The sequence below is a fragment of the Polaribacter sp. SA4-12 genome (assembly GCF_002163675.1).
Classification (GTDB): domain Bacteria; phylum Bacteroidota; class Bacteroidia; order Flavobacteriales; family Flavobacteriaceae; genus Polaribacter.
In genome coordinates, this window is record NZ_CP019334.1 from 3,931,457 (window position 1) to 3,944,769 (window position 13,313).

The window sequence follows — 13,313 nt, forward strand, 5'->3', positions numbered from 1 at the left end:
TTAGTTTCTTAAAATGTAAATAGGCTAGTTAATTTTTCTTCAAGTACATCATATGAGAAATATTTTTTACCAAGGTTAAAGTTATATTCTCCAATTTCTAAACATAATTTTGGATTATAAATGATGTTGGACATTTGTTTTATCTTTTCATTCGTTAGAATACCGTCTTCCGTCATAACGGTTTCAAAACCTTTATTACCGATGTCTTGCATGTATACAGGTTTGTAATTATTTACAAATATTGGTTTTTTTGCAAGTACAGATTCTACAAAAGCATTTCCAAAACCTTCGTAAGTACTAAAATAAGTACACGCTCTACCGTGTGCATAAACATCCGATAGATCTTTATGGTCTAATACTTTGTGTGCTGCAAATATTACTTGATTGGATAGATTCAAATCGTGAATTTGATCGATCAACTCATTATAATATTCTTTGTTTTCATCATCATTATTATTTCCAGTAATAACCAATTTTAGTTTCTTATCATCTAGTTTGTCAATTAATGAAATAGCAGTTTCAATACCTTTACGTCTTACAATACGTGTAACTTGTAATAATGCAATTTCATCTTCTGTAACTCCTATATCTCTAAGGAAGAATTGGTTTTCTGGAGTTGGAACACCATAAACACGATTAAAATCCATAACATTGGGTACCAAAGTAGCATCAATATTAAACCTGTTTTTAAACGTTTCTACTCCAAAAGTATTAATGACAGCGTGTTTTACATTTGGCAGTAACAATGGAAAGTTATCATCTACATATTGGTTGATTTCTGGGTGAACCGAAACATAACGTTCACCGCGTTCCCAATGAAAATCATGATCGTGTGTTACAATAGGTAAATCAGTTTCTAAAATCAGTTTTTTAATTGCAACTCCCATGGATAAATGACAGGGTAATGCTGAAGCATTTTCTGAAAGTATAGCTTCAATTTTTTTATCCGAAACCCATTGCAACATTGCTTGGTAAATTATGTTAGAAGCATTTTCAACATGCTCTAGTAATGGTTCTGGGTCTTTATCGGGTTCGTAAAATGCTTTACGCTGTCCCCATTCAGCTTCCACCGAAAAAAAAGATAAAGCTGGATAAAGATAGTGATGTTCATAATCCATGTTCCAAGACTCAAATTCTCCGGACATTATAAACACTTCATGACCTAGTTTTTTTAATATATCAATCCATTTTTCTGTTTCAAGCGCTACACCATCAACACCGCCTATTCTTCCAATAATAATACCTATTCGCATATAAATTATATAAAGTTCGTATGAGATAAATATACGTTTTTGCGTAAAACTTAAAAGAATTCGAAAGGTTTTGTTTTAAAAATTATCAAATTATCAAATTTGTTGATATTTTGTTGGTAATCGTTAAATTCATTATGACTATAATGCTAAATCTATAACTTGAAAATTACGCTAATCAAAAAAATCGTTTTTTTATCTTTTTTTAAATACAATTTTAAGGTCTGAAATAGCAATTACAACTCTTTTCTAAAACTAGTTTATTTATAGCCAAATTTTGTTGCATTGCTATGTTTTAATTGTTCTGGGAGTGATTATGTAGATGACTTAATTACTCTTATACCAAAGCCAAAAGGAGCAACGCCTATCATCAATCAAAAAACTTAAGAGTATCATTTTTTTTGTAAATAGCTACAAATCAAATGTTCTGAGCAGACAGAAAAAATATCTGAATTTAAAATCTAAAAAATATTTTTTCACCACATTCTTTTAGCTACATTTACATACATTTATTGTTTAATATTGTAGCTGTATGACTAATTTATCAAAAAACATAAAACATTTAAGAGCTCTTAAAAAGCTAACGCAAGAATCTTTGGCGGAAAAATTATTGGTTACAAGATCAAGAATAAGTTCTTATGAAGAGAATAGATCTTCGCCTACAATAGACTTTCTAATTGACTTTTCTGACTATTTCAAAATTCAGATTGACATTCTTATCAGAAATGATTTAACAAAAGCTACAGACGCTTCTTTTATAGAAGTTGGTAATAAAAGAGTGTTGTTTCCAATAACTGTAGATAGTGATAATGAAAATTTAATAGAAGTTGTACCTGCAAAAGCATCAGCAGGTTATCTGTTAGGTTATGATGATCCTGAGTATATTGAGCAATTAGAAAAAATTAAACTTCCTTTTTTACCAACGGGAAAACATAGGGCATTCCCAATAAAAGGTGATTCTATGTTACCTATGAAAGATGGTTCTTACTTGGTAGCAGAATTTGTAGAGGATATTAAAAATGCAAAAAGTGGTCATTCTTATATTGTTGTAACTAAAGATGATGGAATGACATACAAAAGAGTGCATAATCAAGTAGAGGAGAAGCAATCCTTTTTATTAAAGCCAGATAACCCAACTTATCATCCTTATGAAGTGCCAATCTCTGAAGTATTAGAATTATGGAAATTTACCTGTAGTATTAATACTCAAGAATATGAAGAACATGAATTAAAGTTGAGTAGTATAATTAGTATGTTTAATGATTTAGGAGTGGAATTAGAAGCTTTAAAGAAAGTTGTTTTGTAGATTAGTTAATTTAAATAGAAGTCTTTAAAAGGGAATAAAAAAGCACTAGTATTTTAATTGTTTATCATTTAAGATAAATACGAATTAACGAATATCTAGAACTTAGTGTATAAAACCATATTTTAGCACATAAAAAAAACCGAGCAAATTGCTCAGTTTTTTTTATGTGCTAAAAGGAAAATTATTTTTCCTCTTTTGTTTTGATATTATCAAGATATTCTTGAAAACGTTTTCCATAATCAGATGTTTTAACTTTATCTGATAAAGAACTATTTACAGTATCTAACATTTTTAAACTTGCATCATACATTTCTGTAAGTGCAATATATGGAGCTACTTCAGTATCTGAATTTGTAATTGCAAAATTAGTAGTAAATAAAACTCTTCTTCTAGCTAGTTTTTTATAATCCTTTTCTAATTGAAAAACCAATGCTTCGTCATTCGCTTTCTTTGCATCAAAATCTTTTTTGATAAACTCTAAACGCTCATTCTGAAATTTTCTTTTAATTTTATTGTATTTATCTAAAATTTCTTGATTTTTTGATCCAGAAATTTCTGGAGAATAACCAAAATTTTCAACTTTATCATTAATGGTAATTGTTCCTTTTTCACCAAAAAATAAAATTCTTTTGTTAGTTGTATTTCCATCAAAAGTTAAATAATATAGTACAGGAGAATCTACATCATCAGTTAATGTAAATTTATCATCACCTAATAAAGCAATTGAATCTACAGAAACCAAAACTGTATCCTGCATTTTTTGTAGGTATAAAGTTCCTTTTTTTAATCCTTTAATTGTTCCTTGAACAATCATATTTCCTTCTTTTTTAGAATTGCAAGCAATTACTAAAATTGATAATGCTACAATAGCAATAATTTTCTTCATGTAAACTATAATTTTCGTGTGCAAATATGCTGATTTTTATTTAAAGTGTAGCTGATAATTCTAATAAAATGGTACATAGAATTGCTCCTACAGTCCCTATAGCATAACCAAAAACGGCTAATAAAACACCCACAGTTGCTAAAGATGGATGAAAAGCTTGTGCTACAATTGGTGCAGAAGCTGCTCCACCAACATTTGCCTGACTACCTACAGCTAAGAAAAAATACGGAGCTTTAATTAGTTTGGCAACTAAAATTAATAATCCTGCATGTATTGTCATCCAAACAAGACCAATAGCAATTAAACCTAAATTGTCAAAAATCATTGCTAAATCCATTTTCATACCAATAGTTGCTACCAAAACGTAAATAAAGATACTCCCTAATTTACTAGCACCTGCACCTTCATAATTCTTTGCTTTTGTAAACGATAAAATAATAGCTACAATTGTAGAAATACTAATCAACCAGAAGAAACCAGAACCTAAAAAGGTAAAGATATTTCTCCAAGTTCCTGATTCAATACCAGCAACTAAATTCTCGAAAAACGTACTTAAATGTAATGCTGCGAAATGCCCAAAACCAACGGTACCAAATGCTATTGCTAACATAATCATCAAATCGGTTAATGAAGGGTTTCTTTTTGTTTTTTGAGAAAAGGCAGATACTTTTTTCTTTAAATCTTCAATAGCAGAAGTGTCAGCACCAAGCCATTTATCAATTTTATCTTTTTTACCAATTCCTATTAATAAAATAGCCATCCAAATATTAGCAACAACGATATCAACAAATACCATTCCTCCATATTTTTGAGGATTGTATTGATAAATTTCTAACATAGCAGTTTGGTTTGCTCCACCACCAATCCAACTTCCTGCAAGTGTAGAAAGCCCTCTCCAAACAGCATCAAAATCTGCTCCACCAACTGTTTCTGGTGAGAAAATTGAAATTAATAAAATAGCAATCGGACCACCAATTATAATTCCTACAGTTCCTGTAAAAAACATAATTAAAGCCTTAGAACCTAAGTTAAAAATAGCTTTTAAATCAATACTTAAAGTCATTAAGACTAATGCTGCGGGTAATAAAAAACGACTAGAAACATAATAAAGCTGCGATTCACCGTGTACAGTTTCTCCAGCAGTATTTATCGTTTCCCATTCTGGGGATATAATTCCTGCTGTTGTAAAAATTGCAGGTATTAAATACGCCATAAATAAACCAGGAACAATTTTGTGAAATTTTTGCCAGAAACCACTGGTTTTGCTTTCTGTATAGAAAACGAATCCGAGTGATAACATTAAAATCCCAAAAACTATTGCATCATTTGTAATAATAGGTGCTGTCATATTTATATTGTTTTTTTAGTAAAATCTGTGTTTAAAATTATGCCTAGTTATAATTTATGAAGACCATTTTTAGATAATTTTGTGTAAAAATAGCCTAATTTTTAGTTTTAATTTCTCATAGTTTTAATCATCTTTATAAAAGGTAGTTTTTTTTAATAAATGATTAGAATTGTATTTACATTTTATTCGTTGATACTATAAATTGTAGTTTCTTTAAATGGTGAAATTTTAATTTTTTCAACATGTAGTCTATAGGTTTTCCAATCTGATTTGTAAAAAGTATTTGTTTGCTCTAAAGCTTTTTTTAACTCCTCTTTAAATTGATTTATTAATGTCTTTTCAGTAGAAGTTTGTTCACTAAATCTAGAACCAACATAACGTCTTGCTAAAGAAAAACGTTGGTTAACTGTAATTTCTGGATTTCTAGTGATTCCTTGTCTTTTATCAACCTTACCTAAATAAAGAGCAATTAAATCATCAATTTTTTTAATAATGTCTGTTGATGACTTTATCTCGCTTTTATACTTCTCTTTTTCTTCTTTAGATAATTCAGCTTTTATAGAAGTGGCTATATTTTTACTTTCAACTAATTGTTTTACAATGCTCGCTATTTTCTCTTGCTGTTTTTCAAGTTCTTTGCTAGCATTATATTTCTGATTAATTGCAGTTTCTGAAATCTGTAACCTTGGGTCAAACTCAACTTTAATATTTTGTTCAGAAATAGCATCACCAAAAGTCATCTTCAATTTATATGTTCCAGGTTTTACAGTAACTCCAGAAGGCTCTTTTCTCGATTTTCTAATAGTTCTAGACGCTCTTGCAACTCCTCTTTCTCTTAAAGACCAAGTTGTTTTGTGAATTCCGTTTTCTTTAGGTGTTTTAAATTTTAGAGTTCTAATCTTTTTCAAACCGTCAAAAATTTCAAGTTTAATAGAATCGTATTTAATTTTATTTATTTTAGAGTTATTAGTGTCTTGTTTCTTGTCTCCTTTTTCTTTTATTTCATCTTCAGGTTTATTTATATAATAAGAAATAATTGCACCTCTTTTTCTGTTCTCTCCTTGGTAAATTGCATCTGCTCCAAATCTACTTCCAGTTGGTTGTTGTGTTGCTGCTTGATAGGCTATTGGAGGTTCAAACAACTCTAATTGTTTAGAAGCAATATTACCATTCGCAATAGTTCTTAAAGGCTTAATATCATCTAAAACCCAAGCAGCTCTACCAAAAGTTCCAATAATTAAATCATTTTCTCTTGGATGAATTACTAAATCTTTAACAGGAACTGTAGGAAAACCATTCGTCCACTTTGTCCATTTTTCTCCTGAATTTATAGAAATGTATAAACCATCATCTGTTCCTAAGAATAGTAAGTTTTTATTGATTGGGTCTTCTATAATACACAGAGCATAACTTTGTAAATCGTTCTCATCTACAATGCGTTGCCAAGATTTACCATAATTTTTTGTTCTGTATGCATAAGGCGTATAATTAAAACGTCTGTAATCATTAGCGACTAATAAAGCTTCACCTTTGTTTTTGTTTGATGCTTTTATCTGAGTAATCCAACTATTAGCAGGTAAATCTTTTATGTTTTTAGCAACATTAGTCCAACTAGTACCGCCGTTTTTAGTGATGTGAACTTGTCCATCATCTGTTGCAGCCCATAAAACATCTTTCTCTAAAACTGTCGGTTCAATTACTAAAATAGTACAATGATTTTCCGCTCCTGTTGCATCCATCGTTAAACCACCACTTTCTGCTTGTTTTAATTTTTCTGGATTATTGGTTGATAAATCAGGTGAAATAACATTCCAAGTTAAACCTTTATCAGTAGATTTATGTACAAACTGACTTCCGAAATATAGAGTAGAATTATCAAAAGGATCTATGTTAATTGCAGCATTCCAATTGAAACGTAATTTTACATTCGCATCTTTATGAGTTGGTTTTACACCGTAATTATTTCCTGTTTTATAATCGTAACGAGAAACAAAACCTTGCTGACTCATTGACCATCCATATCTTGAGTCGTCTTTATCTGGAATCACATCAAAACCATCGCCAAAACTAATTTCTTGCCAGTAAGAATTACGAATTCCTTGTGTTTTCCAAACATAAGCAGGACCTCTCCAAGAACCATTATCTTGCATTCCTCCATAAACGTTATAAGGATATTCATTATCCACATTTATGTGATAAAATTGTGCCACAGGAATGTTACCAATAAAACGCCAAGATTTACCACCGTCTTTTGTAATATTCAATCCACCGTCATTTCCATCAATCATAAATTTACCATTTGTTGGATGAATCCACCAAGCATGATGATCTGGATGCACTCCATTATTTGCATTATAAGCAGGCATTAATTGTTTGAAGTTTTTTCCGCCATCTTGAGAAACATTTATATAGGTAAAAACGGTATATAATCTATTTTCATTCTGTGGATCTACATAAATTTCTGAATAATAAAAAGGACGATTTCCAATACCGGGTTTGTCATTTATTTTTTGCCATTTAAAACCACCATCTTCACTTTTGTAAAGTGCATTTTTCTTAGCTTCAACCAAAGCATAAATTATTTCAGGATTATTGGGCGCAATTGCAACTCCAATTCTACCTAATTCACCTTTAGGAAAACCTTCTTTTTCTGTTATTTGTTTCCAATTTTCTCCTCCATTATGTGTAATGTATAAGCCACTTCCTGTTCCGCCAGATTTAAAAAACCAAGGATCACGTTTGTGTTCCCACATTGTAGCAATTAATTTATTAGGATTTGTTGGATCCATAATTAAATCTGCAGCTCCAGATTTTATGTTTGTAAATAATATTTGTTTCCAAGATTTTCCACCATCAACAGTTTTATAAACACCACGTTCTTTATGCTCTCCCCAAGGAGAACCAATTGCGGCAACATACACAATATTAGGATTTGTTGGATCGATAATTACACGATGAATATGGCGTGTTTTTTCTAATCCCATCGATTGCCAAGTTTTACCAGCATCTAAAGATTTATAAATACCAAAACCACCATTTAAACTATTTCGTGGGTTTCCTTCACCAGTTCCTGCCCAAATTACACTTGGGTTTGATTGCTGAATTTCAACAGCACCAATAGAGGCTGTTAACTCTTTTTCGAAAATAGGTTTCCAAGTTGTTCCACCAGAAGTAGATTTCCAAATTCCACCTGAAGCTGTGCCAACATACATAATTTCAGGATTACTTTCTACAACATCTATAGAAGTTACACGACCAGACATTCCTCCAGGACCAATATTTCTTGGTTTCATGTTTTTTACCAAATCCATAGAAAGTTCTTGAGAAAAGAGTAGGGAAGTAGCACCTAAAAAAAGGAGTGTGAATAGTTTTTTCATAGTATGAGTTTTGTTGAATTAAGTTTGATGCGAACAAGATACAAAATAGAAAACGCTCAATAAAAATTGAGCGTTTTTTAACAGTTTTGTTGCTATTGTTTTACAAAGAAGAAGAAGATATTATTAAATAAAAATTGGATTTAATTTCTATAATTGCTGCCTATTGAATTACTGAAAACTAAGAACTTTTTTATTCTTCTTTCTTTTTAGGCTCTCTTTTTGCATTTTTAAGAGCTTGCATAAGCATCCATTCGATTTGTCCGTTTGTAGAACGGAATTCGTCTGCAGCCCATTTTTCAATAGCTTTTATCATGTCTTCATTAACTCGCAATGCGAAAGCTTTTTTCTTTGCCATGTTGTGATTACAAAAATGAGATTATTAAATTAAAAATAATCATTATAATATATGTTACAATTTTAATCATTTTGAATTTTATTTTTATAAGTATTTAAAACACTTATAGCTTCTTCTTTTTTTTGTGTTCCTATTAATAATTTCTCGCCATTCTTTAGAATTAATTGAATGCCAATATTACCAGAAACATTTATTGCTTTTTCTCTTCCTTTATTAAAGAAAAAGCCACCTTTTAATCCCCATCCACCAAATTCACTAATAGGTAAATACGTTCTAATTCCTGCTTTATAAATTTCATTCCATGGAATTAATTTCATTGAAAAATGAAAAGGAAAAAATTGATAATGAATTCCTTTATCATCAATTCTAGTTGTTAGTTTAAAGAAAAACAGCATTGAAATTGAAACAATAATAACTACAATTGTAACGATTAACTCTTTAGTAGAAATAGTTGCATTCTCTTTTAAGTATTTTTGTACAATCGTCACTATTGGAATAATTGTACAAATAGCCAATACTATAATCAACCAAGTTTGTTTAAAACGTTGTTCTTCTTTAAAAACTTTCATTTTATCTGTTTTTTTCTCTTTCAAAAACAATTCTAGTAGAGTTTTCTGCCATGTGTTTTAAAACCCAACCTTCTCTAGCGTGTTGGTTTAATGTGTCTTCAAGTTTTTCATTGTTTCTTGTCAACCCCATTTTCCAATTTATTACTTTATATTCTTTCATAATCTTAAAAATTAATGACTTAAAGTTCCTGTATTTAACACTGGTGAAGCTTCTTTGTCTCCACATAAAATAACCATTAAATTACTTACCATGGCAGCTTTACGCTCATCATCTAAATCAACAATATTTTTTTTGCTTAATTCTGCTAAAGCCATTTCTACCATACTAACCGCACCTTCTACAATTTTATGTCTTGCTGCAACTATTGCTGTAGCTTGTTGTCTTTTTAACATGGCAGAAGCAATTTCTTGTGCATAGGCTAAATAACCTATTCTTGCTTCTAAAACTTCAATACCTGCAATAGATAAACGCTCGTCAATTTCTTTTTCTAAAGCTTCAGAAACTTCGTTTACACTAGAACGTAAAGTAATATCTTCTGTATGGCCTTCATCAGCAAAATTATCATAAGGATACATACTTGCTAGTTTTCTAACAGCAGCATCCGTTTGTACGCGAACAAAGTTTTCATAATTATCAACATCAAAAGCAGCTTTGTAAGTATCAGTAACTCTCCAAACTAAAATAGTAGAAATCATTACTGGGTTTCCTAATTTATCATTCACCTTTAAACGTTCACTATCAAAATTACTTGCTCTTAATGATATTGTTTTTTTTCTGAATAATGGATTTGCCCAATACAAGCCATTATCTTTTATAGTACCTTCATATTTACCAAATAGTAAAATTACTTTAGAGGTATTTGGGTTTACAAGAATAAAACCGAAAAAACCAACAAAACCAATTAAGGTTATAATTAAAAATGCTGGTGCTCCTAGTGAAGCTGTAAATACAATTCCTCCAATAAATAATAATAGAGCGATTAGTAACATTAAATAACCATTTGCTGGTTTAATAACTTTTTCTGCTTTCATATGTTTGTTTTATTATGATATTATAATGATATCACAAAGATATAATATATTTTTTCGTATTTACAAACTTTGTGATGATTATTTTTATAAATTTGTAGAAACTTAATTTTAAACCCTCAATATGAAAATCAAATTATTTTTATTGATATCAATGTTCTTTTTCTCAAACCCTACAGCAGAAGAAACTGTATTCTGGGGGCCAACAGGACATAGAACTACAGGTAAAATTGCAGAAATGCATTTAACTAATAAAGCAAAAAGAAAAATTGACAAATTATTAAAAGGTGAAAGTTTAGCCTTTGTTTCTACTTTTGGTGATCAGATAAAATCTGATAAAAAATATAACAAATTTTATTCTTGGCATTATGTAAATATGGATTTGGATCAGAAATATGCTGATGCAGAAAAAAATCCTAAAGGAGATTTAGTAACAGGAATAAATAAATGTATTCAAGTTTTAAAAGACGAAAAGAGTTCTGAAGCAGACAAAGTATTTTACTTAAAATTTCTAGTTCATTTGGTAGGAGATTTACACCAACCACTACATATCGGACAACGTGAAGATAAAGGTGGAAATACGGTACAAGTACAATGGTTTGGACAAGGAACAAACTTACATACAGTTTGGGATTCTAAAATGATTGAAGAATGGAATATGAGTTATTTAGAATTGGCTAAAAACGCAAAAGATTTATCAAAAGATGAAATTAAAGCCATCGAAAAAGGATCTGTTCTAGAGTGGGTTGATGAAGTTCATCAAATTACAAAAGAAGTATACAAGTCTGCAAAAGTAGGCGAGAATTTAAAATACAGATATTCTTATGATCATTTAGGAACTGTAAGAACACAATTGCAAAAAGGTGGAATTCGTTTAGCAAAAATTTTAAACGAAATTTTCTGCTAGAAAAATTTCAATAATTTTTAAAAAGCCTCATAAATTTAGTTTTATGAGGCTTTTTTGTTAAGAATGAGTTAATTGTTTTCTAAAAGCAAATCTTCTTTGTAAGTTTATAAAATGATTAAAAAATATATGTACGCTTTATTCTTTGTGTCACTTTTGTTTTCTTGTAAAAAGGATGAGCCTAAAGTTGCTGCTAAAAATATAACTTCTGTAAAGTCTTACACTTACAAAGAGTTAAAACCTTTGTTAGAAAAGAAAGATGGTAAAACCTATGTAATCAATTTTTGGGCAACTTGGTGTGCACCTTGTGTGAAAGAATTACCGGCATTCGAAAAATTAAATAAAGAATATGCTGATAAAAATGTAGAAGTAATTTTGGTGAGTTTAGATTTTCCTAAACAAGTTGAAAAAAGATTACTTCCTTTTATCAATAAAAAGAACTTACAATCTAAAGTTGTTTTATTAGATGATGTAAATGAAGATGTTTGGATAAAAGATATCGATTCTACTTGGTCTGGAGCATTACCTGCTACATTAATATACAGCGCTAAAGGAAGAAAGTTTTACGAACAATCTTTTGATTATGAACTATTAGAAGCTGAATTAAAAGCATTATTATAAACTCAAAATAAGAACAATATGAAATTCAAAAAAATGATTCTAATGCTATTCGTAGTTGTAATAGCAACAGCATTTACAAACAAAGCAATTGAAGGTTATAAAGTAGGTGATACCATTGAAGATTTTAAGTTGAAAAACATTGATGATAAAATGGTTTCCTTATCAGATTATACAGATGCAAAAGGGTTTGTAATCATCTTTACCTGTAATATGTGTCCTTATTCTGTTGCCAATGAAGACAGAATTGTTGCTTTAGATAAAAAGTATAAGCAATTAGGATTTCCTGTAATTGCAATAAACCCAAATGATCCAGAAGTATCGAGAGGAGATAGTTTTGAAGATATGAAGGTTCGTGCATCAGAAAAAGGATTTACTTTTCCTTATTTGTTTGATGAAGGCCAGAAAGTATATCCAAAATTCGGAGCAACAAAAACGCCACACGTATATATTGTAAGTAAGAAAAATATGAAAGTTGAATATATTGGTGCAATAGATAATAATTCTAGAGACGCAGATAATGTAACAGAAAAATATGTAGAAGATGCTGTTGATGCTTTATTAGCTAGTAAAAAACCTACAAAAACAGAAACAAGAGCAATTGGTTGTTCTATAAAAGTATTGAGATAATTATAGAGTTTTAATTAGTATGAAAAATCCCAAGCTATCACTTGGGATTTTTTATACTCTTTTTTTGTTTCGCTAACGGTTTTTTGTATAGAAAACTCAAACCTTTGATTTAGACAAATCAAGCAATTTTTTATACTAGGGTGTTAGCCACTTTTAATTTATCAATTTTTTAATAATCTTAAATTTATATTTGTCTTTGGATATCTGGTAAACAGGAATATTGCGTTTTTTACATTCAATAATAATTTCTTTCTTATTTTTTTCTTCAATATTTAGTCCAAGAATTACTTCTACGATGCATTTTTCGGGTACTGTAACTATTCTAATAGACATTTTTTCAGTCTTATCAAAATATAAATTTGCTAATCTGAACTCTTCTTCATATTCCCATTCTTTTGCTTTATAGTGAGTTTGTGAAAAAACTCGATCTTTTACATTGTAGTCTATAAGGGGATTTATTATAGGAAAATCATTTGTGTAATTCACATCTCCTCCGAATTCAAAACACTTAGAATCAATTAGACTTTTTTCGTTAAATCCGATACAATAGCCTTTATGAAAATCACCATAATGACTCCACATAAGAATAGAGTCCCATTTTCGGCTCATAGAAAGCACACCTATGTTTTTATTTACATAATTTGAATTTCTTCGCTCATATTCCTTTTGATATTCATCTATGTTTTGAAGATTAGTTCTAAGTTTATTTTCTTCGTTTTCAATGCTTTTATTATTCTTAATTAATAAGTCAATATTCTCAGAAGTACCTTTTTTAATATAAGCCTCTATTTTTTCTTCAGTATCTAGAAGATGATGGTTCAAACTGATTTTACAATCAAATGGATCATTGAAGTCATTAGGAGAAGATAAATAAACTTCATTTTTCAGCAACATATTCTTATGATTTTCATCATTCAAATTTCGATACTTATAAACAATACCTGATGGTTTTTTCATAATTGAGGATAACTTAAGACGATCATAATGTCGTTTTAATGACTAATAATCGGCGTTAGCGAAGCTATAAGAAAAAGAGTTTAG

The 13,313-nt window shown here is 29.7% G+C and carries 13 protein-coding genes; 4 read left to right on the forward strand and 9 right to left on the reverse strand.

All coding sequences use genetic code 11. The annotated features are described in order from the left end of the window. Nucleotides 1-8 precede the first annotated feature (8 nt). Nucleotides 9-1,253, reverse strand: a complete 1,245-nt coding sequence (locus BTO07_RS16940; RefSeq protein WP_087522463.1) for a glycosyltransferase — start codon at nucleotides 1,251-1,253, stop codon at nucleotides 9-11. A gap of 529 nt (nucleotides 1,254-1,782) precedes the next feature. On the opposite strand from BTO07_RS16940, the gene BTO07_RS16945 reads away from it, so the two are divergent. Beyond that, nucleotides 1,783-2,556, forward strand: a complete 774-nt coding sequence (locus tag BTO07_RS16945; protein WP_087522464.1) for an XRE family transcriptional regulator — start codon at nucleotides 1,783-1,785, stop codon at nucleotides 2,554-2,556. Nucleotides 2,557-2,737: 181 nt separating this feature from the next. Here the strand turns inward: BTO07_RS16945 and BTO07_RS16950 are convergent, their stop codons facing one another. The 7 genes from BTO07_RS16950 to BTO07_RS16980 form a co-directional block, all read right to left on the reverse strand. After that, the gene (locus tag BTO07_RS16950; RefSeq protein WP_087522465.1) at nucleotides 2,738-3,442 is read right to left on the reverse strand and encodes a DUF4369 domain-containing protein; all 705 of its coding nucleotides are present in this window, start codon (nucleotides 3,440-3,442) and stop codon (nucleotides 2,738-2,740) included. A 40-nt stretch (nucleotides 3,443-3,482) separates the two neighbouring features. After that, nucleotides 3,483-4,790, reverse strand: a complete 1,308-nt coding sequence (locus BTO07_RS16955; RefSeq protein ID WP_087522466.1) for a DUF819 family protein — start codon at nucleotides 4,788-4,790, stop codon at nucleotides 3,483-3,485. A 182-nt stretch (nucleotides 4,791-4,972) separates the two neighbouring features. Then, nucleotides 4,973-8,167, reverse strand: a complete 3,195-nt coding sequence (locus BTO07_RS16960; protein WP_087522467.1) for a WD40/YVTN/BNR-like repeat-containing protein — start codon at nucleotides 8,165-8,167, stop codon at nucleotides 4,973-4,975. Between the two features lie 190 nt (nucleotides 8,168-8,357). Further along, nucleotides 8,358-8,522, reverse strand: coding sequence for an Arc family DNA binding domain-containing protein (locus tag BTO07_RS16965; RefSeq protein ID WP_081965140.1), 165 nt, complete (start codon nucleotides 8,520-8,522; stop codon nucleotides 8,358-8,360). A 62-nt stretch (nucleotides 8,523-8,584) separates the two neighbouring features. After that, nucleotides 8,585-9,091: a hypothetical protein gene (locus BTO07_RS17480; protein WP_198342482.1), complete on the reverse strand. Its 507-nt coding sequence runs from the start codon at nucleotides 9,089-9,091 to the stop codon at nucleotides 8,585-8,587. 1 nt (nucleotide 9,092) lies between these two features. After that, complete coding sequence (locus BTO07_RS16975) at nucleotides 9,093-9,251, reverse strand: DUF4177 domain-containing protein (protein WP_087522468.1); 159 nt, start codon at nucleotides 9,249-9,251, stop codon at nucleotides 9,093-9,095. A gap of 11 nt (nucleotides 9,252-9,262) precedes the next feature. Then, nucleotides 9,263-10,123, reverse strand: coding sequence for an SPFH domain-containing protein (locus tag BTO07_RS16980; RefSeq protein ID WP_087522469.1), 861 nt, complete (start codon nucleotides 10,121-10,123; stop codon nucleotides 9,263-9,265). A 121-nt stretch (nucleotides 10,124-10,244) separates the two neighbouring features. Between BTO07_RS16980 and BTO07_RS16985 the strand changes: the two genes are divergently transcribed. The 3 genes from BTO07_RS16985 to BTO07_RS16995 all read left to right on the forward strand — a co-directional run bounded on the left by BTO07_RS16985 (nucleotide 10,245) and on the right by BTO07_RS16995 (nucleotide 12,272). Further along, on the forward strand, nucleotides 10,245-11,027 hold the full coding sequence (locus tag BTO07_RS16985) for a S1/P1 nuclease (protein ID WP_087522470.1): 783 nt from the start codon (nucleotides 10,245-10,247) through the stop codon (nucleotides 11,025-11,027). 111 nt (nucleotides 11,028-11,138) lie between these two features. Then, nucleotides 11,139-11,645, forward strand: a complete 507-nt coding sequence (locus tag BTO07_RS16990; RefSeq protein WP_087522471.1) for a TlpA disulfide reductase family protein — start codon at nucleotides 11,139-11,141, stop codon at nucleotides 11,643-11,645. Nucleotides 11,646-11,663: 18 nt separating this feature from the next. Then, the gene (locus BTO07_RS16995) at nucleotides 11,664-12,272 is read left to right on the forward strand and encodes a thioredoxin family protein (RefSeq protein ID WP_087522472.1); all 609 of its coding nucleotides are present in this window, start codon (nucleotides 11,664-11,666) and stop codon (nucleotides 12,270-12,272) included. A gap of 153 nt (nucleotides 12,273-12,425) precedes the next feature. Here the strand turns inward: BTO07_RS16995 and BTO07_RS17000 are convergent, their stop codons facing one another. Next, the gene (locus BTO07_RS17000; RefSeq protein WP_087522473.1) at nucleotides 12,426-13,229 is read right to left on the reverse strand and encodes a DUF2971 domain-containing protein; all 804 of its coding nucleotides are present in this window, start codon (nucleotides 13,227-13,229) and stop codon (nucleotides 12,426-12,428) included. Nucleotides 13,230-13,313: the final 84 nt, after the last annotated feature.